The organism is Polycladomyces zharkentensis (assembly GCF_016938855.1).
Classification (GTDB): domain Bacteria; phylum Bacillota; class Bacilli; order Thermoactinomycetales; family JIR-001; genus Polycladomyces; species Polycladomyces zharkentensis.
The window spans coordinates 34,743-52,897 of record NZ_JAFHAP010000008.1 but is presented as its reverse complement, the minus strand read 5'-3'; the positions used below and the strand labels follow the sequence as shown (position 1 = coordinate 52,897).

The window sequence follows — 18,155 nt, the reverse complement described above, 5'->3', positions numbered from 1 at the left end:
TGGTGATCTACACGAACGATAGTTCCGCGTGCAATATTTCCAATCCATCCAAATCCTCCAGCAGGCGCAAAGCCTGCCGGAGTTCCTGTTCCACCACTTTTTTGCTGGAGCCGACTCCGGCCATGGCAAGGCGGGTGCGTTGGCGGTCGTCCTGGAATCCGACTTCCGCCACCGACAGGTTGAACCGGTGTTGAATCCGGCTGATCCCGCTCTTGATCACCCGACGCTTCTCTTTGAGCGAGGTGGAACCGATGATCCGTCCCTCACATTCCTGAATGCCGACGTACACGTTCACCGCTCCACTTCTTGGATGACGTACACTTCGACTACATCGCCCTCTTTGATGTCGTTAAAGTTTTTCAGGGTTAAACCGCACTCGTATCCTTGGGCAACTTCACGCACATCGTCTTTGAAGCGTTTCAGCGTATCGATCTCCCCTTCGTGTACCACGATGCCGTCGCGAATCAAGCGCACTTTTCCGTCGCGGACGATTTTGCCCTCCGTGACGTAGCAACCGGCAATCGTCCCGATCCGGGAGACTTTGAAGATCTGGCGCACTTCTGCCGAACCGACCACTTTTTCTTCGTATTCGGGGTCCAGCATTCCCTTCATCGCCGCTTCGATTTCCTCGATCACATCGTAAATCACGCGGTGCAGACGAATATCCACTTTTTCCTGCTCCGCCGCGGCACGGGCATTAGTTTCCGGCCGGACGTTGAAACCGATGATGATCGCATTGGAAGCGGATGCCAGGATGATGTCGGATTCGGTGATCGCACCCACGGCGGAGTGGATGATCTTCACCCGAACCCCCTCGACATCGATCTTCTCCAAGGCACCGCGCAGCGCTTCCACCGAACCCTGCACATCAGCCTTGATGATGATGTTGAGCTCCTTCACTTCGCCTTCCTGAATATGCTTGTACAGATCATCCAACGTGACGCGACTTTGCGCACGCAGCTCCTGTTGCCGCTGCTTCTCAGCCCGCTTTTCGGCGATGGCCCGTGCTTTTTTCTCATCTTCAAAGACCATGAACGCATCCCCGGCATTCGGCACGTCCTGCAAACCCAAAATTTCCACCGGTGTGGACGGGGGTGCCGCTTTGACCCGGCGGCCGCGGTCATTGACCATCGCCCGCACTTTACCGAAATAGTTGCCGGCCACGATGCTGTCGCCGACACGCAACGTCCCGTTTTGCACCAACACGGTGGCGACGGGTCCGCGTCCCTTGTCCAGCTCGGCTTCGATGACGACGCCGCGGGCACGTTTATTGGGGTTGGCTTTCAATTCCTGCACTTCCGCAACGAGCAGAATCATTTCCAAAAGCTCGTCGATCCCTTCACCCTTGAGTGCGGACACAGGAACAAAAATGGTGTCGCCGCCCCATTCTTCCGGCACCAAACCGTGTTCCATCAATTGTTGTTTGACGCGGTCCGGGTTGGCATCCGGTTTGTCCATCTTGTTCACCGCCACGATAATCGGCACGTCGGCCGCTTTGGCGTGGTTGATCGCTTCGACGGTCTGTGGCATCACACCGTCATCCGCAGCGACGACCAGTACGGTGATGTCCGTCACTTTGGCTCCGCGTGCCCGCATCGTCGTGAACGCGGCGTGCCCCGGAGTGTCGAGGAACGTGATTTTCTTGCCGTTGGCTTCCACTTGGTATGCCCCGATATGCTGGGTGATGCCCCCGGCTTCTCCCGCCGTGATGTTGGAGTGGCGAATCGTGTCCAACAGCGTGGTTTTTCCGTGGTCCACGTGCCCCATGATGGTGACCACGGGCGGCCGCTCCTGCAAGTCTTCCGGCGCATCGACTTCTTCGATTTCCTCAAAGGCCGATTCGTCGATCTGTTCTTTGACTTTTACCTTGATGCCGTATTCCTCCGCGACCAGGGTGATCGTATCCGGATCGATTTCCTGGTTGATGGTGGCCAACACACCGAGTCCCATCAGCTTGCGGATCACATCGGCAGCTTCCCGACGCATCAATTTGGCTGCTTCACCGACCGTCATCGGTCCCGAAATCTCAATTTCCGACGGCAGTTTCGGTGCCGGTTTCTCCACCTGTGCAGGACGGCGATTCCGGTCTTTTTGTTTTTTGCCCCGTCCTTTTTTTCCGCCGCTGTCGCGGTTGTCAAACGCACCTTTACGCGATGATTTTCCTTTTACTCCGACCGTTTCCCCGTTGTCGTTTGATGCTTTGTTCCGTTGTTTCTTCATGTTTGCCTCTTTGTTCTTCCCACCCATGTTTTTTTGCTCCGTCGCTTTTGGATGTCCTTTGGTTTCCCCTTGTGTTTTGGACGACCCGTTCGGGCGTTTGTTGCCGGACGCCCCGGACGGTTTCGCTTTGCCCGGAGCGTTTTGCTCCTTCACTTTTTTGATGAACTGCTCCACCTTTTGCACCATTTGATCGTCCATCACGCTCATATGATTGTTCACATTGATGTTCATCCGTTGCAGGATGGTTATTACTTCTTTACTGCTCATATTCATCTGTTTCGCGTATTCGTATACACGCAATTTGGTCAAACTCGTCACCCCCGTCTGTTACTCTGCCTTCTGCCTCATCGCACGGGCAAAACCGGGGTCAGTGAGCGCAATCACCACCCGTTCCGGCTTCCCGATCGCTCTTCCCAGTTCAGTCCGTGTTCCCATGTGCCAGAGGGGAACATCATAGTATGAACATTTATCGGCAAACCGCTTCCGCGTATTGTCGGAAGCATCTTCCGCCAAGATCACCGCGGCGGCTTGACCCGAGCGGATGGCCCGCAACACCGCTTCCTCTCCGGTCACGACTTTCCCCGCACGCTGTGCCAATCCGAGCAGTTGCAACCGTTTATCCATGCAACTTCACCCGTGACAATTCTTCTTGTAACCGGTCGTAGATCGAATCGTCCACCTGCACTTTGAGTGCCCGGTCCAATGCTTTTTTCTTTTTGGCCAGCCGGAAGCACTCCTCCTTGCCGCACAGATAAGCACCCCGGCCCGATTTTTTCCCGGTGGGGTCAATCAGGATCTCTTGCTCAGGTGTCCGAACCACCCGAATCAGTTCCTTTTTCGGCATCATTTCCTGACATGCGACACACTTGCGCATCGGAACCTTTCTGGTCCGCATCGCTCCGTCCACCTCCTTCAGATGGATGGAAAGTTGTTACGATGAAGGTTTATGCGTTCTCTTCCTCCGCCGTTTCCGCATCCGGTTCCAAGGTGTCGGTTACCTCATCCACATTTTCTTCTTCGTACGCTTCCGATTCGCTCTTGATGTCGATCTTCCAACCGGTCAATTTGGCCGCCAGACGGGCATTCTGCCCCTCTTTGCCGATGGCCAGCGACAGTTGATGGTCCGGCACGACCACGCGAGCCACTTTCTCGTCTTCCCGGATGTCCACACTGACCACCTTGGAAGGACTGAGCGCATTGGCCACGAATTCCTGCGGATCATCGGAGTAGCGGACAATGTCGATTTTCTCTCCGCGCAGCTCATTCACCACAGTCTGTACACGCATGCCGCGATGTCCCACGCAAGCGCCGACCGGGTCCACCTGTTCATCCCGGGACGACACCGCGATTTTGGAACGGAAGCCGGCTTCTCTCGCCACCGACTTGATTTCGACGATCCCTTCGTAGATTTCCGGCACTTCCAGTTCGAACAACCGTTTCAAAAGTCCGGGATGTGTACGGGAGACATAGATCATCGGTCCTTTGGTCGATTTCTCGACGCGGGTGATGTACGTTTTCACCCGTTCGCCCTGTTTGAAGCGCTCACCCGGCATTGTTTCGTTGTACGGCAGAAGCGCCTCCACCTTGCCCAGGTCGATATAATAATGGCGATGATCAGCCCGCTGCACCACGCCGGTGACGATATCCTCTTCGCGATCGACAAATTGGTCGTAGATGATATTGCGCTCCGCCTCGCGAATGCGTTGAGTGACCACCTGTTTGGCGGTCTGAGCGGCAATCCGCCCGAAATCTCTCGGTGTCACTTCAATTTCGACGATATCATCCAGCTGATAAGCGGGATTGATCTCCCTGGCGGCCTCCAACGATATCTCCAACCGCGGATCCGTCACCTCATCGACGACTGTTTTCCGAGCAAAAACACGCACCGCGCCGGTTTCACGGTCGATGTCCACTCGCACGTTCTGTGCGGAGTGGAAATTGCGTTTGTAACCGGAGATCAGTGCGGCTTCCAGCGCCTCGATCAACACATCCTTGCTGATGCCTTTCTCTTTTTCCAGCTGATTGAGGGCCTCGATGAACTCTGCATTCATCGGAAACGTTCTCCTCCCTTCGATTAAAAGACAATGGCCAACCGTGCTTTCGACACTTTGTCAAACGGAATCTCCACCGGTTTGCCTTCGACCTCGACCGTCAGCACATCCGGCGCGTAAGCGGTCAACGTTCCCTCAAACTTGTTGCGCCCTGCGACCGGCTCCAACGTGGTGATGTGAACGAATTTTCCCACTGCCCGCTCAAAATCCCGCGGTTTTTTCAGCGGTCGTTCCGCCCCCGGCGAAGAGACCTCCAGGAAATAGGCTCCGGGAATCGGATCAACACGGTCCAATTCTTCACTCAATTTTTCGCTGACGCGGCTGATGTCGTCCAAGTCGACGCGCCCCTCGATTTTATCGATGAACAGACGCAAATACCAGTTCTTTCCCTCTTTTTGAAACGTGATGTCGACCAGTTCCAGCCCTTCCGCTGCCAAAATGGGGGCCGCCAACTGTTCAACCGTTTCCACTACCTGCTGGCTCAACCCGCACCCTCCTTCATGTGTGCCTTTCTTGTCCGGAACCCGTGCGACAAAGCGAAAGAGTGGGCTGTGACCCACTCTTTTCGGCCGGACGTTATCTACACTACAGTTTAGCCAAAATCATTATATCACAATCATTTTGTCAGATGCAATGAAACTGGTATGCAGTGGCAAAAAGGAGCAGGAATGCTTGACGCGTGTCCGGTGAAGGCGCGGCCGGTTATGGGTCGTTGCGCTTCACAGGCGAGCACCTGCCGGCAATGCACGGAAATTGCATTTTGGACAATTCCCTCTCAAGCGGGGACTTTGCCCAGCGCTGCGCGCATCGGTTCGCAGCGTTCCTTGGCTCGTCCTTTGAGGGCAGGCGAAGCGTGTCGGGAATGATGGAACCCGGTTCACCAGACACGCCCTGCACCCCGGATGTAAGACGAAAAGGAGCACCGGAGACATGATCACGCATTAAAACAGCGTCAACTGGTTGCTCTCCGGCAATCCCTCGAGACAACCCAGTTTTTTGAGCACTTCCACCACCGCGCTGGATATGCGGCTCCGTTTCTGCAAGTCTTCAATGGAGAGAAACTCGCCCTGCTCCCGTGCCTGCACGATATTGCGCGCCGCGTTTTCCCCGATGCCGGAGACGGAGGAGAACGGCGGCAACAAGCGGTCGCCGTCCACCTGGAAACGGGTGGCGTCGGAGCGATACAGATCGATGTTGCCGAACCTGAGGCCGCGGGCCAACATCTCCTGCGCCGATTCCAACACGGTCAGCAAGCCCTTTTCCTTGGCCGTGGCGGCGTTGCCCTTTTCCAGGATTTCCTCGATCTGCCGACGGATCGCATCCTTGCCCTTGAGCACCAGCTCCAGGTCGAAATCGTCGGCCCGGACCGAGAAATAGGTCGCGTAATACTCCGCCGGATAGTACACCTTAAACCAGGCGATCCGCACGGCCATCATCACATAAGCCACCGCGTGTGCTTTGGGGAACATGTACTTGATCTTGCGGCAGGATTCGATGTACCACTCCGGCACATTATGCTGCCGCATGAAATCGGCCTCTTCGTCGGTCAGACCTTTCCCTTTCCGCACCTTCTCCATGATTTTGAACGCTTTGGAGGGGGGCAGTCCCTTGTAGATCAGATAAACCATGATGTCGTCCCGGGTGGAGATCACCTCGGACAGCTTCGCCGTACCGCTGCGGATCAGATCCTGAGCGTTGTTGAGCCACACATCGGTCCCGTGGGACAACCCGGAGATGCGGACCAACTCGCCAAACGTGGTCGGCTTGGTGTCCTCCAGCATCTGACGGACAAAACGGGTACCGAATTCGGGTATGCCCAGGGTACCCATCGTGTTGCCGCCCAAGTCCTCCGGGGTCACTCCGAGTGACTCGGTTCCGCTGAACAGCTTCAGCACCTCGGGATCGTCGGTCGGGATCGTTTTGGGGTCCACCCCGGTCAAATCCTGCAACATGCGGATCACAGTCGGATCGTCGTGGCCCAGGATATCCAGTTTCAACAGGCGGCCGCTGATCGCATGGTAATCGAAGTGTGTCGTGATCGTCTCCGATTTGGGATCGTCCGCCGGACGCTGGATGGGGGTGAAATCGTACACTTCCCGGTTGTTGGGGATGACCATCAGCCCGCCGGGATGCTGCCCGGTTGTCCGCTTCACTCCGCTGCATCCGCGCACCATGCGCTCCACTTCCGCATTGCGCCAGTTGAGCTGGCGTTCTTCCTGGTATTTTTTCACGAATCCATACGCCGTCTTTTCAGCCACCGTCGAAATCGTTCCGGCACGGTACACGTAATCCTTGCCGAACAACTCCTCGGTGTACTTGTGGGCACGGGGCTGGTATTCCCCGGAGAAGTTCAAATCGATATCCGGCACCTTGTCTCCCTCAAATCCGAGGAACGTTTCAAACGGAATATCGTGTCCGTCTTTTTTCAGCTGCGTCCCGCACTCCGGACAATCCTTGCGCGGCAGGTCGAAACCGGACGCCACCGAGCCGTCAGTGATGAACTCATTGTATTTGCAGTTGGGACAGATGTAATGCGGCGGCAAGGGGTTCACCTCGGTAATCGAACTCATCGTCGCCACGAAAGACGAGCCCACCGACCCCCGTGATCCAACCAGATATCCGTCGGACAGCGATTTGGTCACCAATTTATGAGCGATGAGATAAATAACCGCAAACCCGTGTTTGATAATGCTGCCCAGTTCCTTTTCCAAACGCTCGCGCACGATGTCCGGGAGCGGATCTCCGTATATGTTTTTTGCCGTCTCGTAACAAATGCGCCGCAGCTCCTCGTCCGCCCCTTCGATGATCGGCGTATGCAAGTCATCCGGGAAAGGTTTCAGCTCTTCCACCATGTCGGCAATCTTGCGCGGATTGGCCACCACCACCTCGAATGCCTTTTCCTCGCCGAGGTACGAAAACTCCTCCAACATTTCGTCGGTAGTGCGGAAATAAGCTTTGGGCAACGGATCAGTTTGACGGAAACGGTTGTCGTTGGCCACCAAAATCTCGCGGTAGATCGCATCCCACTCGTCAAGGTAGTGGGCATTGGACGTGGCCACCACCGGTTTGCCCAATTTCTCCCCGATCTCCACCAACAAGCGGTTGGCCTCGCGCAGCCGCTCCTCGCTTTCAACGATTCCTTTTTCGATCAGGTGGCGGTTCACTTCCACCGGCTGGATCTCCAGATAATCGTAGAACTGCGCGATTTCTTCCACTTCTTGCGGTGACTTTTGCAAAGCCGCCTCGTACAGCTCTCCTTTCTCACAACCGGAACCGATGATCAGCCCTTCCCGGTGTTTGACCAGTTCACTGCGCGGAATGCGCGGTGTTTTGTTGCCGAAGTATTTCAAATGGGAGAGCGAAATCAGTTTGTACAGGTTTTTCAGGCCGGTTTCATTTTGGACGAGGATGATCGCGTGAAACGGCCGCAAACGGCTGATATCCCGGTCACCGGTGAAATCGTTCAGCTGATCGAGATACCGGATATCCCGCTCAAAGCAGTCGACGATCATCTTCCAGGTGAGGTACCCGGTCGCTTCCGCGTCGTAGATGGCCCGGTGATGCTGTTCCAGATGAATGTCAAACTGTTTGCAGAGGGTGTTCAGTCGATAGTTTTTCATCCCCGGATAGAGGAAGCGGGCCAATTCCAACGTGTCGATGACGGGGTTGGTCACCGGCTGCCGCCCCATCCGCTTCACTCCCATCTGCAAGAAGCCCATGTCGAAACGGGCGTTGTGAGCCACCAAGACGCTGTCACCGACAAACTCCAGAAAGCGGGACAGCACGTCTTCCACTTCCGGTGCCCCTTCCAGCATGTCGTCTGTAATCCCGGTCAGTTCCGTAATCTGTGCCGTCAGCGGACGGTGCGGGTTGGCAAACGACTCGAAACGGTCGATGATCTCGCCGTTTTTCACCTTGACCGCGGCCAGCTCGATAATGGTGTCATGCATCGAGGACAAGCCCGTCGTCTCCACGTCGAACACCACATACGTATCCTCTTTCAGCTCACGGTGGGCGGCGTTCATCACAATCGGCACCCCATCGTCCACCACATACGCCTCGACACCCAGAATCACCTTGATACCGTGCTTTTTCCCCGCACTGTAGGCTTCGGGAAACGCCTGCACGACACCGTGGTCAGTCACCGCCACCGCCGGGTGGCCCCACTCGGCCGCCCGTTTGATCATGTCACCGGCATCGTATACACCGTCCATCGCACTCATCGACGTGTGCAAATGCAACTCGACCCGCTTTTCTTCGGCTGTGTCCACTCTTCGCACCGGTTCCGTCTCACGCAAGTCGTTTGCAATCAGCACCAGCTCACGGGCAAAAGTATCAAACTGGACGGAGCCGCGCGCCTTCACCCACATCCCGTCTTTGACGCGGGAGAGCATGGCCGCATCTTCCTTGTCGCGGGCAAACACCTTGACTTGAATCGAATCCGTAAAATCAGTGAGATTAAACGTCAACAGTGTCCGTCCGCTCCGCAGCTCGCGCACTTCGGAGTTGAAAACTTCCCCCTTGATGGCGACGCGACGCTCTTCTTCCTGAATCCGTTTGATCGGGATCAGTTCATCCTGAAAGTCGTACCCGATGGCCAGCTCCTCCGGCTCATGGGCAGGTGGTTCCACCGACTGAGATTTGGCTTCCTCGCGCCGGACCAATGCTTCGTCCACCAATGCACGCAACGCTTCTTCCTGTTGTTCGCGGAACCGTTCCTCCGCCGTTTCCGCCTCTTCACTCGAGAGGATCACCGAAATGCGTCCGCCGGAAAGCTCCTGCAAATAGGAGGCGATGGCATCGTCCACCCGTTTTTGCCGCGCCATATCCAACATCATCGGATTGGGAAATACGATGGTGAGCCGATCCCGTTCCCAGTTCCATTTGGCTTTGCCCAACCAACCGGCAGCGGCGGCGGACACGTTCTCAGCCACGTGATGTCGGATCACCTGCCAGTAAATCTCCAACAGCTGGCTCATTTCCACATGATCAAACCGAACTTTGAGCGAAACGCGGGCAACCGCCTGAAACGCCCGGGAAATCCGCTCTTGCGCCTCTTGTACGATATGCGGCGGTACCAACCGGGGCAAGCGAAGAAAGATCGTCCATGACTGTCTCTTGCGACTGACCCGAACCTTTTCTATGTACGCACCCGAAAAATGCTCACTCCACCAATCCGGCGACAGATCGGTATGCGCCAACAACTTCTCCAGTTTGAGAGCCGCAGAAGACATCGCCCGGTTCACCTCCCTACCATTTCGTCTCTTAAGAGTGTATCAGAAAGAGAGAAAGGCGACTAGGCATCTTTGGTAAATCCGTAAGATAGCAAATACTTTCCATGGTGAGCGAAGACCCGGAAGAGCACAGGAATGAAATCGCGAGAAACTTCCCCTAAGCGAAGCTGCTTTGCGCACTGTCGTGATCGGAAATGATCAAATCCATCACGGTCACCGACGTCAGAGCTTTGCAAAATGAAACCCCCCGCACAAATGAGCGGGGGGTTTTGTCGATCCTCACGTCGCGGGTTGATCCACGCGTTTGAGCAACTCCGGCAGTTGCTCCAACACTTCCTGCACCGCCAACTCGCCACTTTCCCCGGACCGGCGGAATTTATATTCGACCAATCCCTCGGAAGCTTTGGCTCCCACCGTGATCCGAAGCGGAATGCCGATCAGGTCGGCGTCTTTGAACTTCACACCGGCACGTTCTTCCCGGTCGTCAAACAACACCTCGTATCCGGCCTGGGTCAGCGCTTCGTACAATTGTTCAGCCGTACGAGCCTGAACCTCGTTTTTCATGTTGACGGCGATCAGGTGAATTTGGAACGGGGCGATGCTGGACGGCCAAATGATCCCGTTTTCGTCGTGATGTTGCTCGATGACTGCCGCCACCGTCCGGGAGATGCCGATTCCGTAACAACCCATAATATACGGTTGCTCCCGACCTTCTTTGTCCAGGAACGTCCCGCGCATCACTTCGCTGTAGCGGGTGCCCAGCTTAAACACATGCCCCACTTCAATGCCGCGGGTGAACCGGATGGAACCGCCGCAACGCGGGCAGACATCGCCCTCCTGGATGTTGCGCAAGTCGGCATACAGATCCGCCTGGAAATCCCGCTCCGGCACCACATGAATCAAGTGCGCGTCGGCTTCGTTGGCACCAACCACTGCTTCCGGCAACACTTTGACAGCCCGGTCGGCCAGGATTTTCACTTTTTCCTTCAAGCCGACCGGCCCGGCAAAACCGACCGGCGCCCCCGTTACGCGACGGATGGTCGCCTCGTCGGCCAACTCGCAGATCGAGGCATTCAGCGCGTTTTTCACCTTGACTTCGTTCACTTCATGGTCGCCGCGAACCAATACCAGCACCGGCTCCTTGTCGGCGACGAACAAGATGCTTTTGATCACCTGATTGGGTTCAACGCCCAACACCTTCGTCACTTCTTCAATGGTGGACGCCCCCGGAGTGGCCACTTTCTCCGGCTGCCGCTCCCCGCGCGTCACTTCCGCCGGTTCGTTGAACACCACCTCGGCCATTTCGATGTTGGCCGCATAGTCGCAGTCATTGCAAAGCGCAATCGTATCCTCACCGGATTCGGCCAGCACCATGAACTCGTGCGTTCCCTTTCCTCCGATGGCGCCGGCATCCGCTTCAACCGCGCGGAAATCCAATCCGCAACGGGTGAACACGTTGACATAGGCGTCGTACATCGCTTGGTAGGTCTCATCCAAGCTTTCCCGGTCCGTGTGGAAAGAGTAGGCATCTTTCATGATAAATTCCCGACCGCGCAACAGACCGGACCGCGGACGTCGCTCGTCACGAAATTTAGTCTGGATCTGATACAGTGTCATCGGCAGGCGTTTATACGAGTTGATGAAGTGACGCACCAGATCGGTGATCACTTCTTCATGAGTCGGTCCCAATACGAACTCCCGATCGTGACGGTCTTTCAGCTTGACCAGTTCCGGTCCGTAGGTTTCGTACCGACCGGTTTCCTGCCAAAGTTCGGCCGGATGCATCGCCGGGAGCAACAACTCCTGCGCTCCCGTCCGATCCATCTCTTCGCGCACGATTTGTTCCACTTTCCGCAGCACGCGATATGCCAGCGGCATGTAGGTGTAAACCCCCGCCGCCAGTTGGCGGATCAAGCCAGCCCGGAGCATCAGGCGATGGCTGACCATCTCCGCTTCGGAAACTTCACGCAAGGTAGGTATCAAAGCTGTTTTTTGCCTCATCGATCTCTCCTCATTTCACCCTTCAACGTTGACTGAAAAACACCTTCATGATGTCGTTGTATGTCACTGCCAACATCAGCACCATCAGCAAAGCGAATCCGACAAAGTGAACCATGCTCTCCTTGTTCGGGTCCACCGGTTTGCCACGCAAGGCCTCCAATCCGATAAACACCAGTCGGCTTCCGTCCAAGGCCGGAATGGGCAACAGATTAAACACGCCGAGATACAGGCTGAGCAATGCCGTCCACCTGATCAAAGCGAGAAGACCCGCTTCGGCAGCCTGTCCGGTGATGGAGGCAATCTGCACCGGTCCTCCCAGGGCCTGGATGCCAATTTTGCCTGTGATCAACTGGCCGAACCCCTCAAAGATCCGGTCCGTCCACATGACGGTCTCCTTCGCCCCCTTCACCACCACTTCTGTGGCGGTGGCCGGTTGCTGTTCCAGGCGCACATTCATGAGATACTGCTTGATTTGCGGATTCCAGATCGGTTTCACCTTGGTTTGAAAAACCTGATCCCCACGCTGTACCGTGACCAACATCGGTTGTCCCTGTGATTGCTGCACCTTCTCCCGCAAATCGTCACCGTCACGGATCGATTGACCGTTCACGGCGCGAATCACATCTCCCGATTTTAACCCGGCCTCGGCCGCGGGTGAACCGGGTACCACATCGTGAATCACCTTGGATTCAACACCCGTCAGTTTGACCAGAACCATGAACAACACAGCGGCCAACACGATGTTGAAAACAGGTCCCGCCAAAATCGTCAACGCACGCTGCCCCAGTGTTTTGGAACTGAATTGCCGGTCCAAAGGGGCAATCTGTGTTTTCTCCTTTTGATCGCGGTACAGAAAGGCTTGCGGATGAACGTCGTAAAGCAGGGAACGCCCGTCTTCCGTCTCCAGCCGGACGAACAGGTCCTTCTCCAAATCCATTGCCGTTACTTTCCCTTTGACGGGCAGGGACTGGTACTTTGGATGTGTGGGGAAGAAGAGTCCCGTCACACGTTCCTGATCATCCAATTCCACCGCCACTTCGGAGCCCGTCTGCAACTCGACGATTTCCGGGTCTTCCCCCGCCATCCGTACAAAGCCGCCCAACGGTAAAGCGCGGATCGAATACAGGGTTTCCCCTTTCCAACGGGAGAAAATCTTGGGACCGAACCCGATGGCAAACTCCCTTACCAAGATTCCCGCCCGTTTGGCGAAGAGGAAATGTCCCAATTCATGAATGAACACCAAAATGCTCAACACGATGACAAATGACAAGATGGTTTGCATCCCGATCACCGCCTTGTTTTTCAATGGCAAGGGCGTGTCTGCCGGACATCCCTTGCTTTCACACGCGTACCCGGTCATCGTAGGCGACGCTTCTCGCCCATCGGTCCGCCTCATCGATCGCTTCCAACGAAGGTTCGGTGATGGGTTGGTGCCATTCCATCACCCGCTCGATGACTTGCTCCATTTCCAGGAAGGAGATCTCCCGCGCCAAAAAGCGTTCGACAGCCACTTCGTTGGCGGCATTGAGAACGGTGGGCATCGTGCCGCCGATTCGTCCCGCCTCATACGCCATTCTCAAACAGGGAAACCGGTCAAAATCCGCCCGTCGGAAATGAAGGCTGCCCAATTCGACCCAATCCAGTCGTTTTGTGCTGAGCGAAAGACGTTTCGGATACGTAAGCGCGTATTGTATGGGTACGCGCATGTCCGGAGTTCCCAATTGCGCCATCACGGCACCGTCAACAAACTCCACCATCGAGTGGATGATACTTTCCGGATGGATGACCACGTCGATCCGGTCGTACGGAAGATCGAACAGCCAGTGCGCTTCGATCACTTCCAACCCTTTGTTCATCATGGTGGCGGAATCGATGGTGACCTTGGCTCCCATCGACCAATTGGGGTGTTTCAGTGCCGCCTCCGGAGTCGCCTCGGCCAATTGCTCACGCGTCCAATCCCGGAATGCCCCGCCGGAGGCCGTCAAAATGATCCGATGCACATCCGTGTGGCGTTCCCCGTTCAAACATTGGAATATAGCCGAGTGTTCGCTGTCGATCGGATAGATGGTGACACCTGCGCGTTCCGCCGCCTTTTTGACGATATGTCCCGCCGTGACCAGCGTCTCCTTGTTGGCCAGTCCGATGTCCTTGCCCGCCTCGATCGCCGCCAACGTCGGTCGCAGCCCCCGACTGCCGACCATGGCGGACACGACATAATCGGCTTCCGGATGTGTGGCGACCGCCATCACTCCTTCATCGCCCCACATCACTTTTATCCCGGCGTCCACCCGGCTCCGTACCGCTTCCGCCGCCTCCTTCGTCGCCATGGACACCAGGCGGGGGCGAAAACGGTTTGCTTGTCGCACCATCTCTTCGACATTGGTTCCGGCTGCCAGCGCCACCACTTCAAACTGCTCGGGATGCTCCGCCGCCACGGCCAGCGTATTGGTGCCGATGGAACCGGTGGAACCGAGAATGGCCAGATGTCTCATGAAACTTCCTCCTTAAATCAGTTGACAGACTTTAAGCACAATCAAACTGAACAGCAAGCTGTCGAATCGGTCCAATACGCCGCCGTGTCCCGGCAGCAACATGCCGGAGTCCTTTACCCCTGTGGTCCGTTTCCACGCCGATTCGACCAAATCACCCAACTGGCCCGTCACCGCAACGAGCAGGCTGATGCCCAACAGGGCCAATGGTTCGGTCTCGATGGGCAAAATCCATCCGGCGACCACGCCCATCAAAACGGAGAACATGATGCCGCCGATGGAGCCTTCTACGGTCTTGTTGGGACTGATGGCCGGCCACAAGCTGCGCCGGCCAAACCGTTTCCCGACAAAATAGGCACCCGAGTCATTGGTCCATGTAATCAACAGAATCAACAGCGTCCATGCCCACCCATCATGTCGCCAGATCAACTGCATCATAAACGAAAAACCATAACCTATGTATAGCGCACCGACCAGCAGATAGGCAGTCTCATGAATATTGACGCGGTTTTTGGTCCACACCGTCAACAGAAAAAAGAGAATGAGACCGATCAGTATGTTTTCGGGTGAATGGAAAACGCCCGTGAACGGAAGGGGGACAACCGAGACCAGTCCGGACAAAAACAGGAGCCAGACCAACAAGAAACCCACGGCTGCTTGCAGGCTGTTCCACTTCACACGGTTCATCCGGCAGTATTCCGCATATCCCACCGTGGCCAGCAGACCGACCAGTCCGGTGTACCACCAACCGCCCATCCACAGAAGAAAGAGAAATCCCGCGGCGCCCAACACCCCCGTGATCACACGTTGCTTCATCCTTGAACTCTCCTGTCTTCATCATACCGCCCCGTAACGACGCGAGCGCTGTTGATAATCCATGATCGCTTGAAAAAACAGTTCGCGATTGAAGTCAGGCCACGCCACTTCGGTGAACCACAATTCACTATAAGCGAGCTGCCACAGCATGAAGTTGCTGATCCGAATCTCCCCGCTTGTACGGATGATCAAATCGGGGTCCGGTTGCCCGGCCGTGTACAAATATCGATCCACCGTTTGTTCGTCGACTTCGTCTTTATCCATCTTTCCCGTTTCCACGTCTTCTATAATCCGTTTCAGTGCCAACACGATTTCCGCCCGCGAACCGTAGTTGAGCGCCAGATTCAGGGTAAGACCCGTGTTCTCTTTCGTTTCCTCCTGAAACGTACGCATGGCCCGCTGCGTATGCGGCGGCAAGTCCTCCTCCCGGCCCAGCATTTTCACACGGACGTTTCGCCTTTTCAGGTCATCCAAATCCGTTTTCAGAAATTCTTCGGGCAGTTTCATCAGGTACTCCACTTCATCTTTGGGTCGTTTCCAGTTCTCCGTTGAAAAGGAGTAAAGCGTCAGAGACTGGATACCCAAATCGTCCGCCGCACGGACAATTTCACGTACGGTTTTCATCCCTTCGCGGTGACCGGCGATTCGGGGAAGCCCCCTCTTTTTGGCCCAGCGGCCGTTTCCGTCCATGATCACGGCCACATGCCGGGGAATGGGACCCTTTTTCAGCGCATGCAGCCGATCTTCATCCTTCGGTTTCGTATCTTCGGTATAACCGGTCAACCATTGCTTCAACGTTTGGATCATGATCATTCCTCCGCACATTCCCTGTCGCAATACAACTCTAGTATAATACAAACTGTTTGCCCAAGAAATGATTTGAAAAAAACCCCCTCATCCTTAAAGAAGAGGGGCTTCCCGAAAAAACAAACGCCTTTTCGCGGCGAAAACGCCTTCGGAATACGGTTCCTCGAGCCGTTTTGCGCTGCGCGGTTGTCAGATCTCCATGATCTCTTTTTCTTTGGCCGCAACAATCTTGTCCGCTTCCTGAATGAATTTGTCGGTCAGTTTTTGAATCTCATCCTGTCCGCGGCGGGATTCGTCTTCGGAGATGTCGCCGTTTTTCTCCAGTTTCTTGATTTCATCGTTGGCGTCGCGTCGAATGTTTCGAATGGCCACTTTGCCTTCTTCGCCCGTCTTCTTGACCACCTTGACCAGCTCGGCACGCCGTTCCTGGGTCAACGCCGGCAAGTTGATGCGAATGACATTGCCGTCATTCGACGGGGTCAGTCCCAGGTCCGATTTCAGGATGGCGCGCTCGATTTCAGCCAGAGCGGATTTGTCCCACGGCTGAATCACCAGCGTGCGCGGATCCGGCGTGGAGATGTTGGCCAATTGGTTTACCGGCATTTCACTGCCGTAGTATTCGACCACCACTTTATCGAGCAATGCCGGTGTGGCACGGCCGGCACGCAATGCGGCCAAATCTTTCTTCAACACTTGAATCGCTTTCTCCATCTTTTCGGTGGCTTGTTTTTTCACCGGCTCCAGCATCAGATATTCCCCCTCACCAGTGTTCCGATTTTTTCTCCAAGAATGACCCGACGAATGTTGCCTTCTTTCTCAATATTAAATACGATCAAAGGAATGTCGTTGTCCATGCAAAGCGATGAGGCTGTCGAGTCCATCACGCCGAGACCCTGGTTGAGCACGTCGAGGAAGGTGAGTTCATCATATTTGACCGCATCCGGGTTGCGCGCCGGGTCGGCGGAATAAACACCATCCACTTTGTTTTTGGCCATGAGGATGACATCGGCTTCGATTTCAGCGGCACGCAGTGCGGCCGTGGTGTCCGTTGAGAAATAGGGGTTACCGGTTCCGGCGGCAAAGATGACCACCCGCCCTTTTTCCAAATGCCGGATGGCGCGTCGCCGAATGTACGGTTCAGCCACTTGACGCATCTCGATAGAAGTTTGGACCCGGGTGGGGACACCCAGTTGCTCCAAAGAATCTTGCAATGCCAGCGAATTCATCACCGTAGCCAGCATGCCCATATAGTCGGCCGTCGCCCGGTCGATGCCGCGTGCGCTTCCGGCCATCCCCCGCCAGATGTTGCCGCCGCCGACGACCACCGCTACCTGTACGCCCATTTCGACCACTTCCTGGATTTGTCGGGCGATGGAAGTGATCACCTCCGGGTCGATCCCGTAGCCTTGTTTACCGGCCAAGGCTTCTCCGCTCAGTTTTAACACGACACGTCGATAATGGGGCCGCTCCATAACGGTTCCTCCGTTTCTACACGATACCCTTATTCGACAGGGTGTCTGGTTTTCCTTCCGTGGCTTGTCGTCAAAAAAGGGAACACCGGGTGTTCCCTTTTTTGAGACGCGAAACTCACTTCTTCATTTGGGCCATGACTTCTTCAACGAAGTTGTCTTCGCGTTTTTCCAGCCCTTCACCCAGTTCGTAACGTACAAAACGACGAATGGAGATGTTTTCCCCGATCCGGGCGATTTGCTCTTTCACCATTTGATCGATCGTTTTGTCGCCGTCTTTGATGAACGGCTGTTCCAACAGACACACTTGCTGGAAGTATTTCTCCAGTCGACCCGCCACCATTTTGTCCACAATATGTTCCGGTTTGCCTTCATTCAAAGCTTGGGTGCGCAGGATCTCGCGCTCTTTTTCCACCTCTTCGGCAGGTACTTCCTCACGACGCACGTATTTCGGCGCCATCGCAGCGATCTGCATCGCAATGTCCTTTACAAACGCTTGGAATTCTGCGTTTTTCGCAACGAAGTCGGTTTCGCAGTTCACTTCCACCAAGACGCCGATCCGTCCGCCTGCGTGTATGTAGGATTCCACAATCCCTTCGGCGGCGATGCGGCCCGCTTTTTTCTCGGCAGCAGCCAATCCTTTCTCACGCAGAATTTCTACTGCTTTTTCCATGTCACCGTTCGCTTCTTGCAGGGCCTTTTTGCAATCCATCATGCCGGCGCCCGTTTTTTCCCGCAATTCTTTTACTTGAGCCGCGCTAATGGCCATGTGGAAATTCCTCCTTTAACAGTCTTGTTCCTCCATCGACCCGGGGTGCGTCTGGTGAATGCTGTCCACATTGCGTTCCCGGCTCGCTCCACCTGCGCCCTGCAGGAAAGCGAATGATGACCGCTCCGGCCCGGCCGGTGCAGGACACGATTCGCTTTGATAAGTTGCCGCGATTTCAATCCTGCACTTTCCGAGTCTTTGCTCAGTCGAGGCTTGGACAACATTGCTGACTTGCGGAATGACCAGACACGCCCCTGGAAATGGGGTGCACTTTTTTCCTTCTTAAGCCAATTTCACAT

General features: G+C 55.5%; 15 protein-coding genes. All 15 read right to left on the bottom strand.

Going from position 1 to position 18,155, the window contains the following annotated elements; genetic code table 11:
* Positions 1 to 7: 7 nt before the first annotated feature.
* On the bottom strand, positions 8 to 289 hold the full coding sequence (locus JQC72_RS07515) for a DUF503 domain-containing protein (RefSeq protein ID WP_205494395.1): 282 nt from the start codon (positions 287 to 289) through the stop codon (positions 8 to 10).
* A 2-nt stretch (positions 290 to 291) separates the two neighbouring features.
* Complete coding sequence (gene infB, locus JQC72_RS07510) at positions 292 to 2,529, bottom strand: translation initiation factor IF-2 (RefSeq protein WP_205494393.1); 2,238 nt, start codon at positions 2,527 to 2,529, stop codon at positions 292 to 294.
* Between the two features lie 18 nt (positions 2,530 to 2,547).
* Positions 2,548 to 2,844, bottom strand: a complete 297-nt coding sequence (locus JQC72_RS07505; protein WP_205494391.1) for a YlxQ family RNA-binding protein — start codon at positions 2,842 to 2,844, stop codon at positions 2,548 to 2,550.
* Positions 2,837 to 3,115, bottom strand: a complete 279-nt coding sequence (gene rnpM / locus JQC72_RS07500) for an RNase P modulator RnpM (RefSeq protein ID WP_205494389.1) — start codon at positions 3,113 to 3,115, stop codon at positions 2,837 to 2,839. Before rnpM ends, JQC72_RS07505 begins: the two co-directional genes overlap by 8 nt.
* 49 nt (positions 3,116 to 3,164) lie before the next feature.
* Complete coding sequence (nusA, locus tag JQC72_RS07495; protein WP_205494387.1) at positions 3,165 to 4,271, bottom strand: transcription termination factor NusA; 1,107 nt, start codon at positions 4,269 to 4,271, stop codon at positions 3,165 to 3,167.
* 23 nt (positions 4,272 to 4,294) lie between these two features.
* Complete coding sequence (rimP, locus tag JQC72_RS07490) at positions 4,295 to 4,756, bottom strand: ribosome maturation factor RimP (RefSeq protein WP_205494385.1); 462 nt, start codon at positions 4,754 to 4,756, stop codon at positions 4,295 to 4,297.
* A gap of 456 nt (positions 4,757 to 5,212) precedes the next feature.
* A complete protein-coding gene (locus JQC72_RS07485) occupies positions 5,213 to 9,505 on the bottom strand; it encodes a PolC-type DNA polymerase III (RefSeq protein ID WP_205494383.1) in 4,293 nt (1,430 codons plus the stop codon).
* Positions 9,506 to 9,784: 279 nt separating this feature from the next.
* Positions 9,785 to 11,506 (bottom strand): proline--tRNA ligase, encoded by a 1,722-nt coding sequence (locus JQC72_RS07480; protein ID WP_205494381.1) that lies wholly within the window; start codon positions 11,504 to 11,506, stop codon positions 9,785 to 9,787.
* Positions 11,507 to 11,528: 22 nt separating this feature from the next.
* Positions 11,529 to 12,902 (bottom strand): RIP metalloprotease RseP, encoded by a 1,374-nt coding sequence (gene rseP, locus JQC72_RS07475; RefSeq protein WP_302104597.1) that lies wholly within the window; start codon positions 12,900 to 12,902, stop codon positions 11,529 to 11,531.
* The gene (locus tag JQC72_RS07470) at positions 12,847 to 13,998 is read right to left on the bottom strand and encodes a 1-deoxy-D-xylulose-5-phosphate reductoisomerase (RefSeq protein WP_205494379.1); all 1,152 of its coding nucleotides are present in this window, start codon (positions 13,996 to 13,998) and stop codon (positions 12,847 to 12,849) included. Before JQC72_RS07470 ends, rseP begins: the two co-directional genes overlap by 56 nt.
* 12 nt (positions 13,999 to 14,010) lie before the next feature.
* On the bottom strand, positions 14,011 to 14,811 hold the full coding sequence (locus JQC72_RS07465; RefSeq protein ID WP_205494378.1) for a phosphatidate cytidylyltransferase: 801 nt from the start codon (positions 14,809 to 14,811) through the stop codon (positions 14,011 to 14,013).
* A 21-nt stretch (positions 14,812 to 14,832) separates the two neighbouring features.
* Entirely contained in the window at positions 14,833 to 15,618 is a 786-nt protein-coding gene (gene uppS, locus JQC72_RS07460) for an undecaprenyl pyrophosphate synthase (RefSeq protein ID WP_205494376.1), read from the bottom strand.
* A 189-nt stretch (positions 15,619 to 15,807) separates the two neighbouring features.
* Entirely contained in the window at positions 15,808 to 16,365 is a 558-nt protein-coding gene (gene frr, locus JQC72_RS07455; RefSeq protein WP_205494367.1) for a ribosome recycling factor, read from the bottom strand.
* On the bottom strand, positions 16,365 to 17,090 hold the full coding sequence (pyrH, locus tag JQC72_RS07450; protein ID WP_205494365.1) for a UMP kinase: 726 nt from the start codon (positions 17,088 to 17,090) through the stop codon (positions 16,365 to 16,367). Before pyrH ends, frr begins: the two co-directional genes overlap by 1 nt.
* A gap of 115 nt (positions 17,091 to 17,205) precedes the next feature.
* Entirely contained in the window at positions 17,206 to 17,856 is a 651-nt protein-coding gene (gene tsf, locus JQC72_RS07445) for a translation elongation factor Ts (RefSeq protein WP_205494363.1), read from the bottom strand.
* Between the last annotated feature and the right edge of the window lie 299 nt (positions 17,857 to 18,155).

Bases quoted from the DNA above. Each gene is read 5' to 3' on its own strand.
- JQC72_RS07505 (WP_205494391.1), bottom strand. From the start codon at position 2,844: ATGGATAAACGGTTGCAACTGCTCGGATTGGCACAGCGTGCGGGGAAA.
- rnpM (WP_205494389.1), bottom strand. From the start codon at position 3,115: ATGCGGACCAGAAAGGTTCCGATGCGCAAGTGTGTCGCATGTCAGGAA.
- nusA (WP_205494387.1), bottom strand. From the start codon at position 4,271: ATGAATGCAGAGTTCATCGAGGCCCTCAATCAGCTGGAAAAAGAGAAA.
- JQC72_RS07485 (WP_205494383.1), bottom strand. From the start codon at position 9,505: ATGTCTTCTGCGGCTCTCAAACTGGAGAAGTTGTTGGCGCATACCGAT.
- JQC72_RS07480 (WP_205494381.1), bottom strand. From the start codon at position 11,506: ATGAGGCAAAAAACAGCTTTGATACCTACCTTGCGTGAAGTTTCCGAA.
- rseP (WP_302104597.1), bottom strand. From the start codon at position 12,902: ATGAGGCGGACCGATGGGCGAGAAGCGTCGCCTACGATGACCGGGTAC.
- JQC72_RS07470 (WP_205494379.1), bottom strand. From the start codon at position 13,998: ATGAGACATCTGGCCATTCTCGGTTCCACCGGTTCCATCGGCACCAAT.
- JQC72_RS07465 (WP_205494378.1), bottom strand. From the start codon at position 14,811: ATGAAGCAACGTGTGATCACGGGGGTGTTGGGCGCCGCGGGATTTCTC.
- uppS (WP_205494376.1), bottom strand. From the start codon at position 15,618: ATGATCCAAACGTTGAAGCAATGGTTGACCGGTTATACCGAAGATACG.
- frr (WP_205494367.1), bottom strand. From the start codon at position 16,365: ATGCTGGAGCCGGTGAAAAAACAAGCCACCGAAAAGATGGAGAAAGCG.
- pyrH (WP_205494365.1), bottom strand. From the start codon at position 17,090: ATGGAGCGGCCCCATTATCGACGTGTCGTGTTAAAACTGAGCGGAGAA.
- tsf (WP_205494363.1), bottom strand. From the start codon at position 17,856: ATGGCCATTAGCGCGGCTCAAGTAAAAGAATTGCGGGAAAAAACGGGC.